Genomic DNA, 25,674 nt, shown 5'->3' with positions numbered 1-25,674 from the left:
TATAAAATTCAATTTTAATGATTTAGAAGGAGTCTTTTTAATTTAAGATTTTAATTTTATTTGGTCATTATAGTTATTGGCAATTTATAAAGAGCTCTTACTGGAATACCTCTGTTCTTTCCTGGATTCCATTTTTTAGCTTCTTTAATCAATTGTATTGCATTTTCATCGATACCATGACCAACACCTTTTATTATTTTTGGTTCGACTAGATTTCCTTCTTCATCTACTATAAAGGTCATATATATTTTTCCAGAAACTTTATTTCTAGCCTCTGCAGGAATACGCATAGATTTTCCTATATAGCTGTAGAATGAATTTATTCCATTCTTCGGACTTGGCTGAAGGTATCTTGTACCGTAAGAATGCTTTATATTTAGAGAATCTGTAGTGATACCAGAAACTAACTTCCCATTTTTATAAATTTCAATGAAATTTGATTTTCTCTTAAAATCACTTCCTTTCCATGTTCCTTCTGGTTCGCCGTCTTTTATTTGCCCGGCTTCTTCACTATTTTCGCTTTTGTAAGAATAATATCCGTTTCCATCTTTTATAATTTGTTCTTTTTCAGGATTCCAAAAGTTGTTTAGTTTGCCCTCAATGCTGCCTTTTTCGTCTTCAGGATAGTAAATTTCAGATTTTATATTTCCATTTTCGTACCAGTTATATTCTTTTCCTGATTTTTTTGAATTAACATAGTTGACAGTGTATTTTTTGTTTCCATTTTCATAGTAAGAGACAGCTTGTCCCTCTATTTTCATAATATCTCTGTCTGTCGTAGTAGCGATAAATTTTATCTTTCCTGATTTGTAATAGTCTTTATAGACATATGTTTTTTTATCAGAGTAGTATTCTTCAATAAGTCTGGTGTATTTATAATTTTCCTGAGTACTTGGCACCCACATGGAGTCAAGATAAATTAGTTTATTAGCGGTTACAGCGTTTTGTGAAAATACTTTTATAGATAGTAAAACTAAAAATATAAGACGTAAAATTTGTTTCATAACGTGATTAAAAATAAAAAATCACGCAAAGTAATATTTTTAATACAAACTGGCAAAATTTTTGAAATTAACAAATTAAGAAAAAAGGTTTATTTTAATTTCGAAGTTTTTTTACCTGCTTGTTTTTCACTTAAAGAAGAATAAGAAAATTTAACGTTGTTTTCGTCTACGCTTACTCCAGAAATTAAAACTCCTTTATCGTAATTATCAATAAATGTAATTTTTTTCAGGCTATCGCTTCCTTCCCAATAGCCTTGTTTTAAGCCATCTTTGATTGAGCCTTTTTGGGTAACAAATTGATCTCTTTCTTCATAATCTCCATTTCCGTCCGTTACGGTTTGATTTTTATTTTCATCCCAGCAATTAAGGATCAGCGTCTGGAGCTTTTTTGTTTTTGGATCCCAAATATTTTGTTTTTCACATTTTTTACCCTGATTTTCATACCAGCTAATCTCTTTGCCTGTTTTATGATCTTCAGAATAATTTATAACAGATTCTTTTGTACCATTTTTATAATAGCAAATAAACTCTCCGTCTTTTTTTAAAACATCTCTATCCAAGGTTGATCCTGTCATTTTTTTTCTTCCATTTTTGTAGAAATCAGTAACAACATAACGGATACTTTTCTGCGAATAATTGGTGATTACTCTTGTGTAAGCATAATTTTCAGGTGTGCATTCACGATTTAAAGAATCTAAAAAGATTTTTTTAGAAACCATGTTAATTTGCGCAGAAAGTTGAACTGAAATAATCAGAAGCAAAAAGAGTAAGATGTTTCCTTTCATTCAGTTCTATTTTTTATTCTTAAAGATAATTTTTCTAGAATAATTTAGCAACTTCTTGATTTACAAATTCTAAAAATCTTTCGTCAGCTTCTGTAAAGGGATCAATAACATGGCTGTCAATATCAATCTGGCCAATATTTACTCCATTAACAAAAAGAGGCACTACGATTTCAGATTTAACAGTTAAACTGCAGGCAATATAATTGTCTTGCGCTTTAACGTCAGGCACTACAAAATTAGCATTGCTTTCGGCAACCTGACCGCAGATTCCTTTTCCAAACGGAATAACAGTATGGTCTGTTTCTGCTCCAACGTAAGGTCCTAAGTGTAATGTTTTAGCGTCGTGATTTGCAAAATAAAAACCAACCCAGTTGTAATATTCTACGTTTTCGTTTAAAAGCTTACAAACTGCTAATAATTTTTCGTCTCTATTTTTTTGAATGTCAGCAATAATGCTGGTTATCTGTGGTTGTAATTCTTGAAATGTCATGATATTAAATTTTATACAAAAGTATTTAAAGCTGAACTCAAAAAATATATAAATTTGAAAAAAAAATCTCTTGAAAAAATATTTAGTCCAGTTTAAGCCATTCCTGATTTTTATAAGCATTTTTTTTCTGACATATATTGTCCTTATGTCATTTTATAAGCTTTATTTAGACAGTTATCAAGCGGAAGATCTTGACGCTATAACCATGATTTCTGGCAAAAACTCAGAACAATTACTGAAGCTTTTTAATTATGATGTAATAATTCAGAAAAGTTCCCAAAATCCGTGGCAGGAGATTATTTTAAATGGCATGTTTATAGCGCGTATAACAGAAGGTTGCAATGCTGTAAGTGTTATGATACTTTTTGTAGCTTTTGTGGCAGCTTTTTCAGGAAATTTAAAAAAGACATTATTATTTATAATGTTTGGGGTTGTGTCAATTTATATTCTAAATGTCATAAGGATTTCACTGTTGATTGTACTGGTGTACCACTTTCCGCAATATTCCCATTTTCTGCACGGAACTTTATTTCCTTTAATGATTTACGGATATGTTTTTATTTTATGGATTTTCTGGATCAATAGATTTTCAAAATATGCTAAATAAACTAAAAGAGAATAAATCTAAAATCTTTATTGCAATTGTTGTGGTAATTGGTTTTACTTTGATTAGAACATTCGAAAGAAAACTGTTTTACGATCCATTTCTAGGGTATTTTAATGCCGATTTTCATTCCATTCCATATCCACCAGTAGAAAACCTAAAACTTTTTACAGGACTTTTTTTTCGTTATTTTTTAAATTCAGCTTTATCGCTTTGGCTGATTTATGCCTTATTTCAGGATCGTGAAATCTTTAAATTTAGTCTTCTGATTTATAGTGTGCTTTTAGTCATTTTTCTAATAGCATTTTTTATTATTCTAGGGTATTTTGCAGATGGCAGCTGGCTTCTTTTTTATGTGCGTCGATTTTTGATTCAACCTATTTTAGTGCTATTATTTATTCCTGGATTTTACTATCAGCTTCAAAAAACTAAAAAATAACATTTGTTTAGGTTTTTTTTATGCGGTTTTTAAATAGCTTTGCAGTATGAATTTGAAAAAGTGCACAGGTCTGTTTTTAGCGCTCCTTTTATTGGTTTCCAATATAGGGTTTGCTTTTGATGTGCATTATTGTGGCGGAGAAATTGCTTCGGTTTCTTTAAAAACTACAGCAGAGCCAGTTGTTGAAAAGAAATGCTGCGGTTCTAAAGAGAAGGAAAACTCTTGTTGCAAGGATAAAGTTGTTCATTTCGAAAAGAAATCAGACAATGCTACTATCAAATTCTTCTTTTTTCAATTTGCATTCCCAGCAGTTATACAAGATTATAAACCTCTAGTCTTTTTAGAAATTCCAAATTTTAAAAAGAAAGAAGTTCTTTCGTATTACGCTGATGCGAATGCGCCCCCCTTATTTAAATTATACCATCAGTATATTTTCTATTCCTGATTTTAATGTTAAGATGCAATGCAAGTCTTGATTAAGACTGTGTATTTACATTTTGATAGTTTTTGTTTTTGAAAAACATCAAAAATGTAATTCTATTTCAACATTAAAATCAATTTTTTATGCAAAAAAATATAATGCTTTTTGCAATGATTTTGCTTTCTTTTTCTGCTTTTTCACAAGAAGATCTGCAAGAAGTAAAAATTACTAAAAAGCAAAAAGGAATTAAAAAATCCTTCACAGTAACAGCCAATACATCTGTAATTACCAGTAAAGAACTGCTTAAGGCAGCTTGTTGTAATCTGGCTGAAAGTTTTGAAACCAATCCGTCGATCGACGTTAATTTTTCTGATGCTTTAACGGGAACTAAGCAGATCAAAATGCTTGGGTTAACTAGTCCGTATTTAATGATTACAGAAGAAAATATTCCTTCTGTAAGAGGAGCGTCTCAAGCGTATGGTTTATCCTTTACGCCTGGAACTTGGATTGAAAGTGTTCAAATTACAAAAGGAGCGGGAAGTGTTATAAACGGTTACGAAAGCATTTCTGGTCAGATTAATACTGAGCTTTTAAAGCCTTTAAATGATATTCCTTTCTTTCTAAATGCTTATGGTTCTACAGATTCTCGTTTTGAATTAAATACCCATTTCAATAAAAAAATATCAGATAAATGGGCAACTAGTTTGTTTGTTCACGGAAATGCGCGTGTAGCAAAAAACGATATGAATAAGGATGGTTTTCTTGATAATCCGTTAGGAAAACAAATCAACGTTTTAAATCGTTATCAGTATTATAATCCAGAAAGTGGCTTGGTGAGTTTTATCAATTTCAGGTATATGAATGATAAAAAACAAACTGGAGAGGTTGATTTTGATAAAGATCGTGATCGTGGCACAACCAATTACTGGGGTTCAGAAATTAATACAGAGCGTTTTGATGTTTCTACAAAAATCGGATATGTATTTAAAGATATGCCATATCAAAGTATCGGTTTTCAAAATGCCTTTAACAGTCACAAACAGGATTCTTATTATGGTTTAAATCAATACGACATCAAACAGAATAGCTTTTATTCCAATTTGATTTTCAATTCGATCATCAATAATACGATGCATAAGTTTTCGACAGGTCTGAATTTTACTTACGATCAATATCAGGAATTTGTAAACCTGACAGATGTAAGCAGAATTGATAACTCAGTTGGTGCTTTCTTCGAATATACTTACGATAATACAGATAATTTCAGTTTGATTCTAGGCGGAAGGGTAGACAATCATAACCGATTGGGAGTTTTTGTTACGCCAAGATTGCACATGAGATATAATCCTTGGAAAAATGGAGTAGTTCGTTTTTCTGCAGGAAGAGGAAAGCGTTCTGCTAATATCTTTGCTGAGAATCAGCAGCTTTTTGCCAGCTCTAGAACTTTTTCAATTTTAGATTCTAACGGAAAAATATACGGTTTGAATCCTGAAATTGCATGGAATTACGGAGTTAGTTTTTCTCAGAAATTCCGTCTTTTCAACAGAAATGCCGATGCAGGTTTTGATCTTTATAGAACCGATTTCCAAAATCAGGCTGTTGTAGATGTGATGCAAAGTCCACAACAAGTGTTGTTTTATGATTTGAAAGGAAGTTCTTTTGCAAATAGTCTTCAGGTTGAATTCAATTACGAATTGATTCACAATTTGAATTTAAGAACAGCTTACAAATATTATGACATTCAGACTGATTATTTAAGAGGGACATTCCAGCGTCCGCTTCAGGCTAAACATCGTTTCTTAGGAAATTTAGAATATGAAACAACGATGAATAATGATAAGCAATGGAGGTTTGATTTTACTTATAATTGGTCAGGAAAACAACAATTGCCGTATACAGCATCAAATCCTTCAGCAGATCAGTTTCCAGATTTTTCACCTGCTTATGCTGTAATGAATGCGCAAGTAACCCGAGTTTTTTCTCCAGTTTTTGAAGTGTATGTAGGAGGAGAAAATATTGGGAATTATAGACAAGAAAAAGCAATTTTAGGAGCCAACGATCCTTTTGGACCTAATTTTGATGCATCAATTGCATACGCACCAATTTTTGGGCAGATGTATTATGCGGGACTTAGGTTTAAAATTAAATAACAATAGTAAAAATCAATTTCAATAACAATAAAATTAAATGCAATGAATAAAATAGTTTTAATAGCAATGATGGTTTTTTTAGGATTTTCGGCTCAGGCTCAAACTAAAAAAAATAAGAATTTAAAATATACCACAGAAGTAAACGGCAACTGTGAACAATGTAAGAAACGAATTGAAAAAGCGGCTTATGGCGTTCCGGGAGTAAAAACGGCAACTTGGGATGTTGGTTCGCATCAGCTTTCGGTTATTTTAAATGAAGAGAAATGTTCTCCTGCAGATTTGAATAAAGCAATTGCAAAGGCAGGCCATGATACTAAGGAAGTTAAAGCAACAACTGAAGATTATGACAACCTTCATAGCTGTTGTAAGTATGTAAGAGAATAATTATACAGAGAAGCCCAGACAATTAGTTTGGGCTTTTTTTAATAGTTAATTTATGTTTAAAATACCGCATTTTATTGTGGTTAAGGTAAATTATTGTTACTTTCACGAACTATAAAAAATAACCAATCACATTTATGAATAATTTTGAATGGACTCAGTTACTAAACCCTGAATTTTATATTACTTTAAGCGTCGGAGGTTTTCAAATTGGGTTGTTTATCGTTCTGTTTATAGTTTTTGCTGAGACAGGACTTTTTGCAGGCTTTTTTCTGCCTGGAGATAGTTTACTTTTCTTAGCAGGTATTTACAGTCGTGATCTAGTTGAAAATGTTGCTTTTATCCCAAATGATTTTGTAAATGTTTTTCTGCTTGCAACAGCAGTAGCTGTAATGGGAGTTTTAGGTAATATGACTGGTTATTGGTTTGGTGCAAAAAGCGGTTATTATTTGTTTAAAAAAGAAGACACTTTCTGGTTTAAGAAAAAGTACCTGCTTCAATCAAAAGACTTTTTTGAAAAATATGGAGGAAAGGCAATTATTTATGCGCGCTTCCTGCCAATTTTCAGAACGTTTGCTCCAATTGTTGCTGGAATTGTTTCGATGGACAGAAAGAAATTTATGTTTTATAATGTCTTGAGTTCTTTTCTTTGGTCATTTATATTGATCTTCGCAGGACATTATTTATATGGCGTTTTCTTAAAACAAGGTATAGATTTAAAGAAACATATTGAATATATCATTATCATTATCATCATTATTTCAACGTTTCCAGTTCTAGTGAAACTTTTGAAAAAGAGACCACACGAAGAGATATAATCAAGTAAAGAATATTAAAAAAATCCGAAGCCAAAAACTTCGGATTTTTTATGTCTGCTATTAAAGTTTATTGGCGATAATATTTCTAATTGTATAGATAATATATTTCTTTTTAGCGGTAAAAAGGTTAATAGAGCAAATGTAGAATCAAAAAAGCTGTAATTAGTTCTTGAAACGTAATTACAGCTTTTGAAATTTATTTATATTTTATATAAAAGATATTTTGAATTGGAATTTGGGATTTAAAAAATTGAATGTTTTAAATCTACCATTCGTTCACTTTGTTGGCATCCATTTTAAGGAAAATAAACAGCAAAATAGTGAATCCCCAGAGTCCAGAACCTCCATATGAAAAGAAGGGCAGAGGAACCCCGATTGTTGGGAAAATACCAATTACCATCGCAATGTTTACAAAGAAATGGATAAAGAGAATTGCGGCGACACAATACCCGTAAACCCGACTGAATTTAGTTTTTTGTCTTTCTGCCAAATAAATAACTCTAAGAAGCAGACCTGTAAAAAGTAAAATCACCACTAATGAACCTGCAAAACCCCATTCTTCACCAACAGTGGTAAAGATATAATCGGTGTGCTGCTCAGGTACAAATCCTCCTTTGGTTTGCGTACCTTCAAGAAAACCTTTTCCAAGCCATCCTCCAGAACCAATAGCAATTTCAGATTGGTTGGTATTGTATCCAATACCTTTCATATCTACAGTTTTACCAAGTAAAATATTGAAACGGTCTCTGTGGTGCTGTTTGAAAACGTTGTCAAATACATAATCAACAGAGAAAACAAATCCAGATATTAAGACTAATAAAATTCCGCTTAAAATGATATTTCTATCAACTACTCTGCCTTTAAAATGTATAATGGCTAACACAACAAATGCCATTCCGATAACAGCGTATGGTTCTAAAACTAAAGTAAGAACGAAAAGTGTAATGGTTATAAATGCCGTCCATACATACCAAGAAGGCAAACCTTCTCTGTATAAAACAAGAATGAATGCGCTATAAATTAAAGCACTTCCAGGATCTGGCTGTGGTAAAATCAATATTACAGGTAATAGCATAATAGCCAAAGCTTGGATTTGCCTATTGGTTTCTTTTAAGTTGATTTGTGTATCGCTCAAATATTTGGCCAATGCTAGAGAAGTTGCGGCTTTTGCAAACTCAGATGGCTGTAAAGTAAAACTCCCTATAGCGTACCAGCATCGCTGTCCTGCTATGGTTTTTCCGAAAAGGAATAATCCTGCAAGAGACAGTAAGGAAACTCCAAAGATGATGCTCGCATATTTTTCGTAAAATTTACCATCAACAAAAAGCACAACAAATATCAATGGAATAGTACAGCAGATAAAAATCAGCTGTTTTTGGTACGTTCCATCGGTAGATAATAAAGAAGACGAATAAATATTCAGCCAACCTAAAGTTACCAGCGCAATGTAGATAAAGACACTTATCCAATCAATATTATTTTTTACACTTTGATTTTTCATTTGAAATAATCTTTCTTAGTTGTGTCTACTGCTGTTTTTTTAACTTCCGTTTTAGGTGCTGTTACGGCTGCTGGTGCTTTTGGTTTTATAATTTTTGCTTGTAAAACAGAATCTTTTGGTACAGATTCAATTTTAAGAGCATCACTTATTCCGCCTACTTTAGCATATTCAGAAAGTAAGCTTTTATTCAATACTCTTACTTCTAGATCGGTTCTTGTAATTTTCTTTCTTAGATATTTTTCAATCATTAAACTCGCAATCGGACCAGCTACTGTTGCTCCAAAACCTCCATTCTCAATCATAACAGCAATAGCAATTTTTGGATTGTCTTTTGGGGCAAAAGCAACAAATATAGAGTGGTCTTTAAGCTGTGTTCTTTTGCCGTTTATTTTAGCAAAGTTCTCTGCGGTACCTGTTTTTCCACAAATATCTATTCCCTCTACTCTAAGAGCATAAGCTGTACCTTTATTGTACACATCAAATAATCCGCTGATAACCGGTGGAAAATACTTTTGATCAATCGTAGTCACATGTTTTGTCGTGAACTTTTCATCAATCTTTTCCCCTTCGATCTTTTTAATGATGTGAGGAGTATAATAATAACCCTGATTGGCAACGGTTGCCATCATATTGGCTAGCTGAATAGGGGTCATCAAAACCTCTCCCTGACCAATTGCATTAGAGACAATAGTTGAACTTCTCCATCCGCCGTTAGGATAAATTCTTTTATATGTTTTAGAAGTCGGGATATTTCCTCTTTTTCCTGTAGGCAAATCATACCCCATAAACTGACCTAAACCAAAACTTTTTATGTGACTACTCCAAACATCAACAGCGTGACCGGGGTCTTTATACTTGTTGATTGTCAGCATATAAGCTTGGCCAAAATAAGTATTACAAGAGTTGTAAATTCCGTTATGCAATTGATGCGGGCCAAAACCGTGGCATTTCATAAAACGGCCTCCTCCATAACTAAATCCGTGATGGCACATGAAAGTAGTCTGTTCATTTACAACACCTTCTTGAAGCGCAACCAAACCAGTCAGGATTTTAAATGGAGAACCTGGAGGATACTCTGCTAAAAGCCCTCTGTCATATAAAGGTTTTGCAATAGAATCGTGATATAAAAGTGTGTAGTTTTTAGATCTCTGACGCCCTACTAAAATACCTGGATCATAAGAAGGAGCTGTAACCAATGCTAGAATTTCTCCAGATTTAGGTTCAATAGCAACAATTCCTCCTCGCTTATTAATCATCAATTCCTCGCCATATTTTTGAAGTTCCGCATCGATCGTTAAATTAATGTCCTCTCCAGCAACGGCAATTGTATCGTACTTCCCTTCTTTATAAGGGCCAATTTCTCGATTGTATTTGTCTTTCTGAATGTATTTTACACCTTTTATTCCGCGTAAAATCTCTTCATAGCTTTCTTCTACACCTTGCTTTCCAATTAAATCGCCACTATTATAGTACGGATTCTTTTCGATTTGTTTTTCGTTTACCTGAGTAATAAAACCAAAAATATTTGCTCCGTAATCTACTTCGTAGTCACGAAGTGATCTTTTTTGGAAATAAAAGCCATCATATTTTCTGATTTTCTCCTGAAAAGCAGCAAATTCGTTTTTATTCAGCTGAGATAAAAATACAGATGGAAGTCTTGGGCTGTACACTTTTGCTTTTTCAATACGCTTATGATATTCTTCTTCAGTAATATTCAAAAGAGCACAGAACTCGGCAATATTTAAGTCTTTTTTTATATCTCTTGGAATAACCATGATATCATAAGAAGCCTGATTCGCAACTAGAAGTTTTCCGTTACGATCATAAATATAACCTCTTTCAGGGTAGTCATATACTTTTTTTATCGCATTATTTTCTGATTTCAGTTTAAAAGAATCATCGATAATCTGCAGGTAAAAAATTCTAATCACTAGCAAAGACGCTGCAATAATAATTATAGTGGGCAGCAGGACTTTTCTCATCGTTTATTGGGCTTAATAAGATAAATTATTATTATTGAGGTGATTATAGTAAAGATAGAACTAAATAAGGTTCGAAGCAAAATGTCCCAGATGAATTTGAATTGAAATGCTTCTAAGACAAATAATACAATATGATGCATTAAAACCGAAACCAATATAAATGAAAATCGTTCTGGTGTTAAGGAGTCATTCAATTTAATGGTTTGATATTCGTAACTTAAACCAAAAGAAAATTTAAAAATGTAAGGCCTGTAATATGCTAATATAACACACGCAGTGGCGTGTATCCCGCCAGAATTACAGAACATATCCATTATTAATCCTAAGAAAAAGCTAGAAATAATTAATCCTGCTTTATTACTGTTTACAGGGTAAAGAATGATATACAAGATATACGGAAACGGACTTATATATCCTAAGAAATTCATATTGTTAAAAATAACAATTTGAATTGCCAGCAACATAATAAATCGAAAAATATTGACTAACAGAGCGCTATTCATTTTTTTCTTTGTTTTCTAAATTAATAAGTTCCTCTCTGTCTTTGCTCTTGATAATATAAACATGTCCTAAGTTTGTCATGTCGTTAAATAGCTTAACTTTTATAACGTAAAAACTTGTTTGGGTCTCTTTGTAAATTGTTTCAACGGTTCCAATGTTGATTCCTTCAGGGAAAATTACAGATTGTCCTCCTGTTACAATTGTATCTCCTTTTTTAACTGAAGCTAGCCTCGGAACATCTCTTAACTGTACAAATCCAGTGCTTTTTCCATCCCAGGTCAAAGAACCAAAATGATTTGATTTTTTTAACTTGGCATTAATCCTTGATTTCATGTTCAAAATACTCACAACTGTAGAATATCTTGGAGATGTATCATCTATGATACCCACAATTCCTAAACTGTTTATTACTCCCATATCTGGTTTAACGCCTTCGTTAGATCCAGAATTTAAAGTAAGAAAGTTTTCGTGTGTGCTGTATGTGTTATGAATTACTTTTGATACAATGATGTCAGCAGGTTTTACACCTTTAATGGTATCAGGTAAAGGTAATTTTGATGTGTCTTCTTTGTTGAATAAAAGACTTTTTAATCTTGCGTTCTCAAGTACAAGTTCGTCGTTTTCAGCTCTTAAATTCAAATATTCATTAAAACGATTGATTTTTTCATAAACACCTCCGCTTAGAAAATTGGCAGAACTGATTATTTTGCTTCTGTGGTAAGAATGAGATTGAATAGTGAGTCCTAACGAAATACCTAAAAGCAGCAAAAACAGCAATCGATTACTGTTTCTTATAAGGAAATTAAATATTTGCTGCATTTCTTGTCTGGTTATTTTGTTTCAGGATATGCTTAAAGGTTTCAGTTTTTACAAGGGTCAAAAGGTTGTAATTTGACCCTTATAAAAGTAAATTGATTATTATTTTGAATCTTATTTGATTAAGATGCTTTTGAATTTTGCAATGTTTTTAAGAGCCATTCCTGTACCGCGAACAACAGCTCTCAAAGGATCTTCAGCAATATAAACAGGCAAATCTGTTTTTTGAGAGATACGTTTGTCAAGACCTCTTAACATAGATCCTCCACCAGCTAAATAGATACCAGTGTTGTAGATATCTGCTGCTAACTCAGGCGGGGTCTGAGATAATGTTTCCATTACCGCATCTTCGATACGCTGAATAGATTTGTCTAATGCTTTTGCAATTTCACGGTAAGAAACATCTACTTGTTTTGGTTTACCAGTAAGCAAATCTCTACCTTGAACTGACATATCTTCTGGCGGGCCATCTAAATCTTCAATAGCCGCTCCAATCTGAATTTTAATTTTCTCAGCAGTACTTTCTCCAACAAATAAGTTGTGCTGTGTACGCATATAATACACGATGTCGTTTGTAAAAACGTCACCCGCAATTTTAACAGACTTGTCACAAACAATTCCGCCCAAAGCGATAACAGCAATTTCTGTTGTACCACCTCCGATATCGACAATCATGTTTCCTTTTGGTTGCATAATATCAATACCAATACCAATTGCCGCCGCCATTGGTTCATGAATCAAGTAAACTTCTTTTCCGTTTACTCTCTCACAAGATTCCTTCACCGCTCTCATCTCCACTTCAGTAATACCAGAAGGAATACATACAACCATACGTAAAGCTGGAGTAAACATTCTTTTTTTCAATGCAGGAATACTTTTAATGAACATATTGATCATTTTTTCCGAAGCATCAAAATCAGCGATTACACCATCTTTCAAAGGCCTTATAGTTTTGATGTTTTCATGTGTTTTACCTTGCATCATATTGGCTTCCTTACCAACAGCAATGATTTTGCCTGATACTCTATCACGTGCAACGATAGATGGACTATCAATGACAACTTTATCATTATGAATGATTAAAGTGTTTGCGGTTCCAAGGTCTATCGCAATATCCTCGGTCATGAAATCAAAAAATCCCATAAGTTTTTTAGGGGTTTAAAATGTTATAAATTATTTATCGAACAAAGTTAAACAAATTAATGTTTAAAATGACGAGTTCCTGTAAATACCATTGCAAGATTATTTTCGTTGCAATAATTTATACTTAATTCGTCTTTTATCGAACCTCCTGGCTGAATTACAGCAGTTATTCCTGCTTTTTTGGCTAATTCTACACAATCCGGAAATGGGAAAAATGCATCACTTGCCATCGAAGCTCCATTTAGATCAAATCCAAAAGCTTTTGCTTTGTCAACAGCTTGAATTAAAGCGTCAACTCTTGAAGTCTGACCTGTACCTGATGAAATCAATGTTCCGTTTTTAGCAAAAACAATAGTATTTGATTTTGTATTCTTGCAGATTTTAGAAGCAAAGATCAAATCTTCGATCTCTTGAGCAGTAGGTTCTGTTATTGTAACGGTTTTTAAATGCTCTTTATTATCCGTAATATTATTTCTGTCCTGAATTAACAATCCGTTAAGACAAGTTCTTACTTGACGAGCTGGCAATTCAACGTCGTTTTGTACTAATATGATTCTGTTTTTCTTCTCTTGTAAAACTGTAACTGCTTCAGCATCATAAGCTGGAGCGATTACAACCTCGCAGAATAATTTGTTGATTTCCTGTGCAGTCTCTAAATCAATTTTTGTGTTAGAAATTAACACTCCTCCAAAAGCTGAAGTAGGATCACAAGCTAAAGCTGCTAAATAAGCTTCGCTGATTGTTTTTCTTGAAGCTAATCCGCAAGCATTATTGTGTTTTAAAATAGCGAATGTTGGTCCGTCTGTTTTAAACTCAGCAATTAAATTTACCGCAGCATCAACATCTAGTAAGTTGTTGTATGATAATTCTTTTCCGTGAAGTTTTTTGAACATTGCGTCAAAATCTCCAAAGAAGAATCCTTTTTGGTGAGGGTTTTCACCATATCTTAAAACTTGACCGTTTGCAATACTTTCTTTGTAAATAGTCTCGTCTGTATTGAAATAATTAAAAATAGCTCCATCGTAATGAGATGAAACGTGGAATGCTTTAGTAGCCAACAATCTTCTGTTCTCCAAAGTTGTTGCTCCATCTTGCTCTGTAATCAAATCCAAAAGCAAGCTATACTCGTTAACAGAAGCAACGATTACAGTGTCTTTGAAATTCTTCGCACCAGCACGAATTAATGAGATGCCACCGATATCAATTTTTTCAATAATATCTTGTTCGCTAGCTCCAGAAGCAACCGTTTTTTCAAAAGGATATAAATCAACAATCACTAAATCGATTTGAGGAATATCAAATTCTTTCATTTGCTGAACATCGCTTTCGTTGTCTTGACGATTCAAGATACCACCAAAAATTTTTGGGTGTAAAGTTTTAACTCTTCCACCAAGAATTTCAGGGAAAGAAGTGATGTCTTCAACAGGAACTACTGGAATACCAAGGTTTTTGATGAAATCTTCAGTTCCTCCAGTTGAATAAAGTGTTACATTTTGTTCGTGTAATTTTCTAACAATTGGTTCTAATCCATCTTTAGAAAAAACAGAAATTAATGCCGATTGTATTTTTTTAGTTGTGCTCATTGTGTAGTTATGATTTTGAGACTGCAAAAGTAGTTTTTTTATATATTATATTAAAAAAAATTAGTGTAACAAAATGCTAAAAAAATCTACTGATGAGTAAGTTAACTTTTATTAGGTTTTTGAATTTAAATTATTGAATTTTACTTTATTGAAAAATACGAAAATATGATCGTTTATCTAAGATTATTAAAAGAAAGTTTGAGTTTTGCCATCAATGCTTTGCGAAATAATAAATTACGCACTTTATTGTCGCTCTTAGGTGTTACGATCGGTATTTTTTCAATTATCGCTGTTTTGGCCGCTGTTGACTCTTTAGATAAAAAAATCTCTAAAGATTTGAGCAGCTTAGATAAAAATACGATTTATTTAATGAAATATTGCTTTGGGCCATCTGAAATTCCGCAATGGAAGAGAGAGCAGTTTCCAAATGTAAAATATGATGAGTATATCGGTCTGAAAAACTCAATGAATAATACAGATCAAGTAGCATATCAGCTTTTTGTAAATAGAGAAAGTTTAAAATACGATTCTAAAACTGTCAGCGATGTAAATATTATTCCAGCGTCAAGCGAAATGGTCGATATCGACGGACTGAGTTTTGATAAAGGAAGATTTTATAATGAATCTGAATCTAATTCTGGAACTCCTGTTATTGTTCTAGGATATGATATCGCGGATGGGCTTTTTGGAGCAAGTGATCCCATTGGGAAAAATATTCGTTTGTACGGACAGCGCTTTACTGTAATTGGCGTAATTGCAAAACAAGGAGCTGGTTTTTTTGGAGACAGCAATGATACTTCGGTTTATCTTCCGGCAAATTTTTTAAGAAGAATGTACGGAGATAGCGATTCTATGACGCCAGTTATTGTATTAAAACCAGTGAAAGGTGTCGATATGGATGCCTATAAAGCAGAAATTGCACAAAAACTGAGAGCAATCCGCGGAATGAAAGCAGGGGAAATGGATAATTTCTTTATTAATGTCCTTTCTGGATTTACTGATTTTATTGATGGAATTTTAGGCCAGATGAACTTTGTAGGCTGGATCATCAGCGGGTTTTCTCTTCTAGTTGGTGGTTTCGGAATTGCCAATATTATGTTTGTTTCGGTAAAAGAAAGAACCAATCTTATAGGGATCCAGAAATCTTTAGGGGCTAAAAATAAATTTATCTTATTCCAATTTTTGTTTGAAGCTATTATTCTGTCAGTTATTGGCGGAATCATTGGCCTGCTAATGGTTTGGGGAATTGCTTTGGCTTTAACAAAATTGCTAGATTTTGAATTTGTTTTAAGTCTTGGAAATATAGTTTTAGGAACAAGTTTAGCTGCTTTTATTGGACTGATTTCTGGTATACTGCCAGCAGTTTCGGCAGCAAGTTTAGATCCTGTAGAGGCCATTCGTACAGGAATGTAATATTGTTTTTGTGTTATTTTACTGTAAATTTTGATGGCTCGAAATAATTAGATATTTTTGATAGACCAAGAACCTAAACCACTAAATAAATGAGCTTTAACCTTAGATCTGTCGATACCGTTGAGTCTATTTCTAGAGAAGATTTCAAAAAGAATTATTTAGACAAAAGAAAGCCCTTGATTATAAAGGGACTCACTAAGGATTGGCCTGCAAGAGAAAAATGGTCAACAGATTATTTCAAGCAGATTGCTGGAGATATAGAGGTTAAACTTGTAGATAACTCAAAGGCAGATCCAACAAAAGTGATCAACGCTTCTATTGCCAGTATGAAATTTGGAGAATATCTGGATTTGATCAAACGTGAACCAACACAACTGCGTATTTTTTTCTTCAATCTTTTTAAACATAGACCCGAATTAATTGACGATGTAAAAATCCCAAAAGAATTAATGGGCGGTTTTATAGAAAGTATGCCAGCCATGTTTTTTGGCGGTTCAAAAGCGATTACTTTTCTGCATTATGATATCGATTTGCCACATCTTTTCCATACTCATTTCGGAGGGCGAAAACATATTATTTTATTCGATAATAAATGGAAAAAAAGGCTTTACTGTCTTCCAAATACGACTTATGCTTTAGAAGATTACGATGTTGCCAATCCTGATTTTGAAAAATTTCCTGCTTTGAAAGGAGTAGAAGGTTACGAAGTTTTTCTGGAACACGGAGATACATTATTCATGCCAACAGGAATGTGGCACTGGATGCGTTATATAGATGGTTCTTTTTCGCTTACGCTTCGCGCATGGGATCAATCGATTAGTAGAAAAATGGCCAGCGTTTGGAGTTTATTTATGCATGGTGCAGTAGATAGCGCTATAAAAGTAGTTTTTAGAGAACGTTATGCGCTTTGGCGTGAAAAATTAGTCTTTAAAATTGCTGAAAAAGAATTGAAGAAGGATTTGAAGAAAGCGAGCTAAGAAAAATTCCGTAGGAATGAAATGTCGGTAGCAACGGAATTTATTTCGTTGAAAAGATGAAGCGAGAATTAAGAAGTTCCGTAAGAATGAGATATTTATTTAGCTTCAGTTTTGTAAAAGGGAAGTATAATTCTGTTTTGGTCCCATTTAATATTCTTATAACTGTAGTATTCGTTATTTTTCTTGTATTTTAAAACTGTGTCTTCTTCTTGAGTTGTTCTTCTTATGCAGAAAGCTCGTAATTCATTTTCGTTTAAATAAGAAATTAAAGTCTTGTCCTTTATTGTGTCATTTTGAGATGCTATAATTAAAATACGTTTCATCTCATTTTTACTTGTTACATTTTGTTTAATGAAATCGGTAATAGTGTTGTTTGGGATTTTTGTAATTTCAATTGGTTTGATATCGAAGAAATCTGGAATTGTGTCTTTTTCTGATGGTATACAATGCCAAGGAGTAGATTCTCTCTGATAAAAATAAAAATTACCTTTTTGATCGATGATGATATTATTGTATGAATAAAAACCAGGAGGTGGCGGAGGAATGTTTTTCTTCTTTAATTCATTTAATAATTTGATTTTTTCGATAGAAATTAAATAAGGGGCGTTTTCTTTTTTGTCACAATTCAAAAAGAGAAAACAAATCATAAAACCAATAAAAATTCTTGCCATAGAAAATTAGATTTAAAATAAAGATATAAAAAAATCCCAAGAAGCAATTCTTGGGATTTTCTATTTTAAGTAGTTTTAAAACTATCTAATATCATTATTTTGAATCAAATCGATATATAAGTTAATCTTATCTTTCAATTCTTTTCTTGGCGTGATAAAGTCTAAGAAACCGTGCTCTAATAAGAATTCAGCAGTTTGGAAACCTTCTGGCAAATCTTTTCCTGTAGTATCGCGAACAACACGAGGACCAGCAAAACCAATCAAAGCGCCTGGCTCAGAGATATTGATGTCTCCTAACATTGCGTAAGATGCAGTTGTTCCACCCGTTGTTGGATCTGTACAAAGAGAGATATATGGTAATTTAGCTTCAGCTAATTGAGCTAGTTTTACAGAAGTTTTTGCTAATTGCATTAAAGAATAAGCAGCTTCCATCATACGAGCTCCACCAGATTTAGAAATCATTACAAAAGGAAGTTTGTTTTTAATAGCGTGATCAATACCTCTCGCGATTTTTTCACCTACGACAGCACCCATAGATCCACCGATGAATGCAAAGTCCATACAGCAGATTACAAGTTCTTTTCCTTTAGATTTTCCTACTCCCGTACGTACAGCGTCTTTAAGATGAGTTTTTTCCATTACATCTTTCAAACGATCTGCATATTTCTTTGTATCAACAAAGTGCAGAGGGTCTTTAGAAGTCATGTTTTTATCTAACTCAACAAATTCGTTGTTGTCGAATAAAATTTCAAAATAGGTTGCGCTTCCAATTCGAACGTGAAAATCATCTTCAGGGCTCACGAACAAATTTCTCGCCAATTCGTCAGCATCAATAATTTTTCCAGTAGGAGATTTGTACCACAATCCTTTCGGAACGTCCATCTTATCTTCAGTAGCGGTCGTAATCCCTTTTTCTTGTCTTTTAAACCAAGCCATATTTTAATTGATAATTGATAATTGTCAATTGATAAATTAATTATCAATTGACAATTGTTAATTGTTAATTACAACGTGTTTACGTTATTTAAATCAGCAAAAGCTTGTTCAAGTCTCGCGTTGAATGTCACTTCGCTTTCACGAACCCATTTTCTTGGATCGTAGTATTTCTTGTTAGGAACATCAGCACCTTCTGGGTTACCAATTTGAGTTTTTAAGTACTCAATATTGTTTACCATATAATCACGGATTCCTTCAGTATATGCAAATTGTAAATCTGTATCAATGTTCATTTTGATAACTCCGTAACCAATAGCTTCTCTAATTTCTTCAAGTGTAGAACCTGAACCTCCGTGGAAAACGAAATCAACTGGGTTGTGTCCAGTGTTGAATTTGCGTTGTACGAAATCTTGAGAATTTTTTAAGATTTTTGGAGTTAATTTTACGTTTCCTGGTTTGTAAACACCGTGAACGTTTCCGAAAGCAGCAGCAATTGTAAATTTAGGGCTCACTTTAGATAATTCTTCGTAAGCGTAAGCTACTTCTTCTGGTTGAGTATATAATTTTGAGCTATCTACGTCTGAGTTGTCAACGCCATCTTCTTCTCCACCTGTAATACCAAGTTCGATTTCCAATGTCATTCCCATTTTGCTCATTCTAGCTAAATATTCTTTGCAGATTTCGATGTTTTCTTCGATTGGCTCTTCAGATAAATCGATCATGTGAGAACTGAATAATGGTTTTCCTGTTTCTGCGAAATGTTTTTCAGAAGCATCTAATAAACCATCAATCCAAGGTAAAAGTTTTTTTGCACAGTGGTCAGTGTGTAAGATTACAGTTGCACCGTAAGCTTCTGCCAAAGTATGAATATGTTTTGCTCCTGCGATTCCTCCCGCGATTGCTGCTTTTTCACCTGCATTTGATAATCCTTTTCCAGCGTTGAATTGAGCTCCACCGTTAGAAAATTGAATGATAACTGGCGCGTTAAGTTTCGCTGCAGTTTCAAGAACTCCATTAATTGTGCTTGACCCAGTAACGTTTACTGCTGGAAGAGCAAAACCCTTCTCTTTCGCATAATTAAAGATCTCTTGTACTTGATCTCCTGTAGCTACTCCTGGTTTAATGTTGTGTGCCATTTTAATTTTTTTTTATAGTTGTTTTTAGTTTTTAGGTTGCAAAAATAAGAATTAATTAGCATTAGAACGGATAATTTATACCAAAATTTAAAACGGAGTGTCCAAAATTGTATTCTTTAAACCATCTGTCTCCCTTCTCATGTGCTGGATTATAAGTCTTAAAGCCTAAATCTAAACGAATCACAAAAAAGCTTAAATCGTATCTTAAACCGAATCCTGTACCTAAAGCAATTTCAGCTAAATCGTTTAAGTTGTCGAATCTTGCTTTCGGATCGATCACATTATCGAGTACATTCCAGATATTTCCAGCGTCTGCAAAGAATGCACCTTTAACATCTCCAAAAATTTTGAAACGAAATTCGGCACTTGCCGCAATTTTCATATTGGCCTCGTTAAAGTCGTTTACGGCATTGGTGCTTCCAGGCCCTAAAGCATAAGGTTGCCAAGCACGGTTATCATTGGAACCTCCGCCATAATAACTTCGTGAAAACGGTATATAGTTTGAATTTCCAAACGGAATTGCAATTCCGAAAAAGCTTCTCACCGCCAGAACTTTCTCTTTTCCAAAATCCCAGTGTTTAATATAATCAAATTCGGTTTTTATGTATTCTGAATATTCCAGATTAAAAATTTCGTAATTGCCTTTTGTATTTTTTGGAAGATTTCCAACTTCAGAAATCAATGAAAGCAATGTTCCTGCAGACTCAATTTTGGTTCTGAATTGATAGAAATTATTGTCCGCTAAATCTTTTTTGGTTGTCTTGGTAAAAGAAAAACTTGTGGCGAGAATAAAATCATTTTCAGTCAAACGAACTCTTCTTTCTTCGATGCTTTCAACTTCTTGGTACTGTGAGCTCCCAGGAGTCAAAGCTGTTTTTCCGGTTAATACGTCATTCGTAAATCCTGTAGTTCCTTTTGGTATAGTCAAGTCTTTTCTGGCTTGCTCCTCTGTTGTGTCTCCCCAGTTAAGAGGATCAACGTTGTAATCTTTACCAATATAATTCAAATCATCATAAGATGAAGTATACACATTAAAGTAGTTGTCTGGATTTAAGTTACGAACAAACTGTGCATTTAACAATTCGAATTTTGCTGTGTTATGGCGTTTTGGTGTCCAGTTGTATGAGATACCGCCCGTAAAATTTTCTTTATCCAAACCAATATTTCGCTGTTTCGAGAAACCAGAAGTTATCGAAGTATAGGGAATCATACTCTTGGGGATAATTTTTTCAGTTCCAAAGGGGAGTAGGATTCTAGGGAAATTCAATTTCATATCTAGACCATATTCAGAAACATTAAAGAAATTATCGTTAGGGTTGGCCATATCTCTGGAAGAGCCTACGTTTAAACGCGCAGAAATTTCAAGAGTTTCGGCACGGTTAAATACATTTCGAATAGTTTCAGAAACACTGGCTCCAATTCCGAAGTCCTGAATGTTAGAATGCGTTACGTCAAGAGTGGCTCCAAAACTGTATTTTTTTCTCGGAGTCAAATAAACATTAGCAATAAGAGATTGTGCTGTAGAATCTCTTTTGTCTACTTCATATTGGATTGAAGGATAGTTGAAAATCCTTAAATTGTTTAAATAGCGAGAAGAAAGAGTCGTTCTGAAATCGGCAAAAGTGCTTCCTTTTGTAATAAAAATAGCATCTGTGATGGCACGTGGTTTGTATTTTAAAGTCTTGTAGCTGTATAGGTTGAAATTATTGTATGTTACACTATCTGTTGGTTTCTTCTTGGCATTTGCAGCAGAATAATCGGTGTAGATATTTACATCACTAATTTTATACAATTTAAAAGGTTCTGTACGGCTAGAATCTCTTCCTTGAATTGTGTTGTTGTTTATAATTAAGGTTACATCAGCTTTGGCTTTTTTGCCAATAGTATCAATGTCAAAAGTCACATAAGTTGGTTGAAAATAGTAAGCTCCGTGATTTCTAAAGTAAGTTGTAATACGGTTTTTCTCTTCGTCAAAATCTGTAGTTTTGTATTGATTTCCAGATTTTAATAAAGAAGGTTCGTTATTAGTTCTATATAATGAGTCTAGGGCAGGAGTCATTATTTTAGTTCTAATAGTATCTAATTTGTAAGCTGGACCTGTTGTGATGTTATAATTAATCTCGGCTCTCTTTTTTCCTACTGTATCAATAGTATAATCGGTTGTGACATTGAAGTAGCCACTGTTAAAATAATAGTATTTTAATCGCAGTAATGATTTTTTAGTTTTCGAAGTGTCAATTATTACAGGAGGTTCACCAGTGTTTTTTAGAAATTCATGAATTCCTTTGTAATAGAAAGATTGTCCAAGACGGTCTACCTGCTTTGCAGAGAATATTTTAGACATACGTTCATACTTTCCAGGATTGTTTTTAAATTTGGCCTGATAAGTAGAATCGGGATTTAAATTTGCTAAATTGTACAGATTTAATCGAAGCTTATAACCTAATAATTTACCATTTGGTTTTTGGTACATCTGATTTGAAGCCGTCTCATCGTTTGTCGATTTTCCGTTAACAAGAATATTATTTTTTACAAGAAGGTTTTTTCCATCGGGAACTCTTTTTACGGCATTACAAGCGCAAATTAATATTGCAATTAGAAGAAATGCTATTATTTTTGTGGAATTATTTTTCAAGTGTTTTTTAATATTTAATTCAAAAGTACATTATTTTATGGTTAGTAAAAACCAAATAAAACTAATATCAGGCTTGCATCAAAAAAAGCAGCGTTTTGCCAATCAATTATTTTTTGCCGAAGGAGTAAAAGTAATTCAAGAATTGCTGCAATCCAATTTTGAATTAGAACATTTATACACCACATTGAATGATTTTCAAACGGTTCATGCCTCAAAACGCACTGTTATTAATGAACAAGAACTGAAAAAAATAAGTGCTTTGTCGACTCCAAATTCTTGTTTGGCAGTTTTTAAAATTCCAGCCGAAAAAGAAATAATTCATTCAGGCTTAATTTTAGCTTTAGACGACATTAGAGACCCAGGAAATCTAGGTACTATTTTACGTCTTTGCGATTGGTTTGGCATTGAGCAGATTATCTGTTCTAAAGAAACAGTAGATATTTATAATCCAAAAGTGGTACAAGCTACAATGGGGTCTATTACCAGAGTAAATGTAAGTTATGTTGATTTAAAACTTTTTCTTGCTCAAACTAAACTGCCTGTTTTTGGGACCTTTATGGACGGAGAAAATATTTACCAATCAAAACTGCCTCAGGATGGAATCATTATTATGGGTAATGAAGCCAATGGGATTTCAGAAGAGATTGAAAAAACTGTCACCAGCCGTCTCACAATTCCTAGATTTGGAGAGCTTCAAAAAACCGAAAGTTTAAATGTAGCTACTGCAACAGCAATTATTCTTAGTGAATTTAAACGAAATAGTTGATACTTTGTTTTAATGAAAAGTGAAATTTATTAAAAGTGCTCTAGATTTCATCGAATCAATGTTTCCTGTCCATGGGCTGTCTGGAGTGTTATCTCTAATAAGTTCATCTGTTATGCCAAACATTCCTCTAACAGAAGGAGAGAAGATAAAGTATTCGGTAAAAATATCAATTCCTAAACCTAATTCGTAAGCAGCAGTCCATTGTTTTACTCTAAATTTCTGCTCAAAGTTATCGTCTTTAGATTTAGCATTGCTAGATAGATTTAAAGTAGTAGACATACCGCCAACCAAATATGGGCGTATATTCCCTGTACGCAAAGCAGAAAATTTCAATAACAAAGGAAAGTGAATGTAAGTACTGTTTACTTCTCTCAAATAATCACTTTCTTTGTTGCTTATGCCAGGGAAATATAAATCTCGTTTTGTGTAATACAAACCTGGTTCAAAGCGCAGGTTAATATATTCCTGAAGTCTTAAATCGGCCACAACACCCACATTAAAACCAGTTGTTTTTTTAACCTGAATATCTTCTTGTACAGGAGTTTTGTAATCAAATTTAAAGTCGAAACTATTAAAACCTAAATAGTAACCAAAGTAGATACGTTGCTTTTGCCAGTTTTCAAGATTAATAATAGGATCTTTGCTAAACATGTTTTTAGCAAATTGCGAATGTCCTTTTGTCGTTAAGACCAATAAAAATAAGATTACAACTTTTTTCATACTATTTTTTAGATGCAGAATAAATTGTTGCGACACCAAAAGTTTGAGGCATTGCCACAACATCTATAAACCCAGTTTTTCTTAAAATATTGTTTAAGGCTTCTCCATAAGGAAAAGCAGCAGCTGATTCAGACAAATAGCCATAAGCATCATTATCTTTAGAAAATAATTTTCCAATTAACGGAAGTATGTTTTTACTGTAGAAATTGTAGCCTTGTTTATAAGGAAATTTATCCGGAACAGAGGTTTCCAATATAACAAATACGCCATTTGGCTTTAAAACTCTTAAGATTTCTGAGAAGCCTTTCTCTAGGTTTTCAAAATTTCTTACTCCAAAACCAACTGTGATAGCGTCAAAATAATTGTCCTCAAATGGCATATTTTCAGAATCACCTAAAACTAGTTCAATTACATTCGAAAGTTTTTTTTCTTCTACTTTCTTTTTTCCCACTTCTAGCATTCCTGCAGAAATATCTAGTCCAATAATTTTTTCGGCATTAGTTTGTGAAAGTAAAATGGCCAAGTCGCCAGTTCCAGTTGCAATATCAAGAATAACTTTTGGTTTTTTGTCTGATACTATTTTTAATACTTTTTTGCGCCATTTAACGTCGATTCCAAATGAAATTACACGATTAAGATTATCGTAATTTCCAGAAATGGTATCGAACATTTGGGTTACTTGCTCTTTTTTACCTAAAGAAGAGTCTTTATACGGAGTTATTTTTTCAGACATTTTTTTTATTTAGGCAAATATAAACAATCTAGTTTAACTGTAATTGAGTTTTTTAATTTGTAAAATAAATGTTTTGGAGGATTTGTTTTAAAAGAGATTAAGCCAGCATTTTGCCATCCCTAAATCTAGGTATTTTGCCAAAATCCCTAAATCTTGGTATTGTCTAATAGCGTTATTATGAGCAACTTTGTTCAAGTAAAAATGATTAAGTTTTAATGATTGATAATGTCGCCATGACTTAAACAGATGATTACTTTTTTTGTGCTGGTAATTTCATTTGTTCATGAAAGAGTTTTGTAAGTATTGTTCTTGGGGGGAAATACTATATTTAAGCACAAAGTACGTTCTTAGGATTAAATTTGTTTTTGGAAATTTTAATTTTCTGCCTTTAATATCTTAGTGGTATTTGTTATTAGAGGCGTTTGAGGCTTAGGTCTCAAATAACATTAAATGTTATTCAGTTTTACATATGTTTCTCGACATTTGTGATTTTTTTTAAACAAAATTCTTCTTGAGCGAGTTAGGCTTCAAAAATCAATTATTTAAAAACATCCTCCCTAAAAAGAGGATGTTTTTTATTTATTTTCTAATGTAAGTTTCATACGTATAATCATAAAGGTGTTTTTCATCTTTATAATTTTCTTCAGATTCTACCAAGACCCATTCGCTTTTATTTATTTTAGGAAAAAAAGCATCTGCATCAAAAGAATGATGCACTTTGGTTAGTTCAATGATATCAGTAAATGGAAGGGCAAGATTGTAAATTTCACCACCGCCTATAACATAACTGTCGTCATTTTCAGGGCAAATAGCAATTGCTTTTTCAATACTATCTACTACAATACATCCTTCTGGTTTATAATTTTCTTGACGTGAAATTACAATATGAACGCGATCTGGTAACGGTTTCGGAAAACTTTCAAAAGTTTTTCTTCCCATAATAATATGGTGACCAGTTGTAAGCGATTTAAATCTTTTAAAATCATTTGGCAGATGCCATACTAATTCGTTGTTTTTTCCAAGCGCATTATTTTCGGCCGCAGCCGCTATCATTATAATCATGGTATGC

At 33.1% G+C, this 25,674-nt stretch carries 25 protein-coding genes; 9 read left to right on the top strand and 16 right to left on the bottom strand.

What is annotated here, in order from left to right; genetic code table 11:
* Nucleotides 1-56: 56 nt before the first annotated feature.
* From DM397_RS21095 to DM397_RS21085, 3 genes are all read right to left on the bottom strand, one after another.
* The gene (locus DM397_RS21095) at nucleotides 57-1,004 is read right to left on the bottom strand and encodes an energy transducer TonB (protein ID WP_111379494.1); all 948 of its coding nucleotides are present in this window, start codon (nucleotides 1,002-1,004) and stop codon (nucleotides 57-59) included.
* Between the two features lie 89 nt (nucleotides 1,005-1,093).
* On the bottom strand, nucleotides 1,094-1,789 hold the full coding sequence (locus DM397_RS21090) for a toxin-antitoxin system YwqK family antitoxin (protein WP_111379492.1): 696 nt from the start codon (nucleotides 1,787-1,789) through the stop codon (nucleotides 1,094-1,096).
* Between the two features lie 34 nt (nucleotides 1,790-1,823).
* Nucleotides 1,824-2,279, bottom strand: a complete 456-nt coding sequence (locus DM397_RS21085) for a GAF domain-containing protein (RefSeq protein WP_111379491.1) — start codon at nucleotides 2,277-2,279, stop codon at nucleotides 1,824-1,826.
* A gap of 70 nt (nucleotides 2,280-2,349) precedes the next feature.
* Here DM397_RS21085 and xrtF point away from each other — a divergent pair, with 70 nt between their 5' ends.
* From xrtF to DM397_RS21055, 6 genes are all read left to right on the top strand, one after another.
* Nucleotides 2,350-2,886 carry an exosortase family protein XrtF gene (xrtF, locus tag DM397_RS21080; protein ID WP_111379489.1) on the top strand — a complete coding sequence of 179 codons (537 nt, stop codon included), beginning with the start codon at nucleotides 2,350-2,352 and terminating at the stop codon, nucleotides 2,884-2,886.
* Nucleotides 2,876-3,322: an exosortase F system-associated membrane protein gene (locus DM397_RS21075; protein WP_111379638.1), complete on the top strand. Its 447-nt coding sequence runs from the start codon at nucleotides 2,876-2,878 to the stop codon at nucleotides 3,320-3,322. Before xrtF ends, DM397_RS21075 begins: the two co-directional genes overlap by 11 nt.
* A gap of 46 nt (nucleotides 3,323-3,368) precedes the next feature.
* Nucleotides 3,369-3,767, top strand: a complete 399-nt coding sequence (locus DM397_RS21070; protein WP_111379487.1) for an HYC_CC_PP family protein — start codon at nucleotides 3,369-3,371, stop codon at nucleotides 3,765-3,767.
* A 119-nt stretch (nucleotides 3,768-3,886) separates the two neighbouring features.
* Nucleotides 3,887-5,893, top strand: coding sequence for a TonB-dependent receptor plug domain-containing protein (locus tag DM397_RS21065; RefSeq protein WP_111379486.1), 2,007 nt, complete (start codon nucleotides 3,887-3,889; stop codon nucleotides 5,891-5,893).
* 42 nt (nucleotides 5,894-5,935) lie between these two features.
* Complete coding sequence (locus DM397_RS21060; RefSeq protein WP_111379484.1) at nucleotides 5,936-6,277, top strand: heavy-metal-associated domain-containing protein; 342 nt, start codon at nucleotides 5,936-5,938, stop codon at nucleotides 6,275-6,277.
* A 134-nt stretch (nucleotides 6,278-6,411) separates the two neighbouring features.
* A complete protein-coding gene (locus DM397_RS21055; protein WP_111379482.1) occupies nucleotides 6,412-7,092 on the top strand; it encodes a DedA family protein in 681 nt (226 codons plus the stop codon).
* A gap of 265 nt (nucleotides 7,093-7,357) precedes the next feature.
* Here the strand turns inward: DM397_RS21055 and rodA are convergent, their stop codons facing one another.
* From rodA to purH, 6 genes are all read right to left on the bottom strand, one after another.
* Nucleotides 7,358-8,593 carry a rod shape-determining protein RodA gene (rodA, locus tag DM397_RS21050; protein ID WP_111379481.1) on the bottom strand — a complete coding sequence of 412 codons (1,236 nt, stop codon included), beginning with the start codon at nucleotides 8,591-8,593 and terminating at the stop codon, nucleotides 7,358-7,360.
* On the bottom strand, nucleotides 8,590-10,575 hold the full coding sequence (gene mrdA / locus DM397_RS21045) for a penicillin-binding protein 2 (RefSeq protein WP_111379479.1): 1,986 nt from the start codon (nucleotides 10,573-10,575) through the stop codon (nucleotides 8,590-8,592). The genes rodA and mrdA overlap by 4 nt, the downstream gene beginning before the upstream one ends.
* On the bottom strand, nucleotides 10,572-11,078 hold the full coding sequence (locus DM397_RS21040; protein ID WP_111379478.1) for a rod shape-determining protein MreD: 507 nt from the start codon (nucleotides 11,076-11,078) through the stop codon (nucleotides 10,572-10,574). Before DM397_RS21040 ends, mrdA begins: the two co-directional genes overlap by 4 nt.
* Nucleotides 11,071-11,895 carry a rod shape-determining protein MreC gene (mreC, locus tag DM397_RS21035; protein ID WP_111379476.1) on the bottom strand — a complete coding sequence of 275 codons (825 nt, stop codon included), beginning with the start codon at nucleotides 11,893-11,895 and terminating at the stop codon, nucleotides 11,071-11,073. Before mreC ends, DM397_RS21040 begins: the two co-directional genes overlap by 8 nt.
* A gap of 111 nt (nucleotides 11,896-12,006) precedes the next feature.
* Entirely contained in the window at nucleotides 12,007-13,035 is a 1,029-nt protein-coding gene (locus DM397_RS21030; protein WP_008466528.1) for a rod shape-determining protein, read from the bottom strand.
* 56 nt (nucleotides 13,036-13,091) lie between these two features.
* Complete coding sequence (gene purH, locus DM397_RS21025; protein WP_111379474.1) at nucleotides 13,092-14,618, bottom strand: bifunctional phosphoribosylaminoimidazolecarboxamide formyltransferase/IMP cyclohydrolase; 1,527 nt, start codon at nucleotides 14,616-14,618, stop codon at nucleotides 13,092-13,094.
* A 165-nt stretch (nucleotides 14,619-14,783) separates the two neighbouring features.
* Here purH and DM397_RS21020 point away from each other — a divergent pair, with 165 nt between their 5' ends.
* Both DM397_RS21020 and DM397_RS21015 read left to right on the top strand, forming a co-directional pair.
* Nucleotides 14,784-16,031 (top strand): ABC transporter permease, encoded by a 1,248-nt coding sequence (locus DM397_RS21020; protein ID WP_111379472.1) that lies wholly within the window; start codon nucleotides 14,784-14,786, stop codon nucleotides 16,029-16,031.
* A gap of 89 nt (nucleotides 16,032-16,120) precedes the next feature.
* The gene (locus DM397_RS21015; protein ID WP_111379471.1) at nucleotides 16,121-17,008 is read left to right on the top strand and encodes a cupin-like domain-containing protein; all 888 of its coding nucleotides are present in this window, start codon (nucleotides 16,121-16,123) and stop codon (nucleotides 17,006-17,008) included.
* 95 nt (nucleotides 17,009-17,103) lie between these two features.
* Here the strand turns inward: DM397_RS21015 and DM397_RS21010 are convergent, their stop codons facing one another.
* The 4 genes from DM397_RS21010 to tamL all read right to left on the bottom strand — a co-directional run bounded on the left by DM397_RS21010 (nucleotide 17,104) and on the right by tamL (nucleotide 22,386).
* Nucleotides 17,104-17,679: a hypothetical protein gene (locus DM397_RS21010; protein ID WP_111379469.1), complete on the bottom strand. Its 576-nt coding sequence runs from the start codon at nucleotides 17,677-17,679 to the stop codon at nucleotides 17,104-17,106.
* Nucleotides 17,680-17,760: 81 nt separating this feature from the next.
* The gene (accD, locus tag DM397_RS21005) at nucleotides 17,761-18,615 is read right to left on the bottom strand and encodes an acetyl-CoA carboxylase, carboxyltransferase subunit beta (protein WP_111379468.1); all 855 of its coding nucleotides are present in this window, start codon (nucleotides 18,613-18,615) and stop codon (nucleotides 17,761-17,763) included.
* Nucleotides 18,616-18,683: 68 nt separating this feature from the next.
* Nucleotides 18,684-19,751 (bottom strand): class II fructose-bisphosphate aldolase, encoded by a 1,068-nt coding sequence (fbaA, locus tag DM397_RS21000; protein ID WP_111379466.1) that lies wholly within the window; start codon nucleotides 19,749-19,751, stop codon nucleotides 18,684-18,686.
* A 61-nt stretch (nucleotides 19,752-19,812) separates the two neighbouring features.
* A complete protein-coding gene (gene tamL / locus DM397_RS20995) occupies nucleotides 19,813-22,386 on the bottom strand; it encodes a translocation and assembly module lipoprotein TamL (RefSeq protein WP_111379464.1) in 2,574 nt (857 codons plus the stop codon).
* Between the two features lie 37 nt (nucleotides 22,387-22,423).
* On the opposite strand from tamL, the gene DM397_RS20990 reads away from it, so the two are divergent.
* Nucleotides 22,424-23,152 (top strand): RNA methyltransferase, encoded by a 729-nt coding sequence (locus DM397_RS20990; protein ID WP_111379463.1) that lies wholly within the window; start codon nucleotides 22,424-22,426, stop codon nucleotides 23,150-23,152.
* Nucleotides 23,153-23,161: 9 nt separating this feature from the next.
* Here DM397_RS20990 and porT read toward each other — a convergent pair whose 3' ends face one another.
* The 3 genes from porT to DM397_RS20975 all read right to left on the bottom strand — a co-directional run bounded on the left by porT (nucleotide 23,162) and on the right by DM397_RS20975 (nucleotide 25,667).
* A complete protein-coding gene (gene porT, locus DM397_RS20985; protein ID WP_111379461.1) occupies nucleotides 23,162-23,872 on the bottom strand; it encodes a type IX secretion/gliding motility protein PorT/SprT in 711 nt (236 codons plus the stop codon).
* Between the two features lies 1 nt (nucleotide 23,873).
* Entirely contained in the window at nucleotides 23,874-24,605 is a 732-nt protein-coding gene (gene ubiE / locus DM397_RS20980; RefSeq protein WP_111379460.1) for a bifunctional demethylmenaquinone methyltransferase/2-methoxy-6-polyprenyl-1,4-benzoquinol methylase UbiE, read from the bottom strand.
* A 579-nt stretch (nucleotides 24,606-25,184) separates the two neighbouring features.
* Entirely contained in the window at nucleotides 25,185-25,667 is a 483-nt protein-coding gene (locus DM397_RS20975; protein WP_111379458.1) for a dihydrofolate reductase, read from the bottom strand.
* Nucleotides 25,668-25,674 lie beyond the last annotated feature (7 nt).

Origin of the sequence: Flavobacterium nitrogenifigens (assembly GCF_003254565.1) — a bacterium.
GTDB classification, from domain to species: Bacteria; Bacteroidota; Bacteroidia; order Flavobacteriales; family Flavobacteriaceae; genus Flavobacterium; species Flavobacterium nitrogenifigens.
The sequence above is the reverse complement of the archived record's forward strand: the minus strand, read 5'-3'. Positions and strand labels throughout refer to the sequence as shown.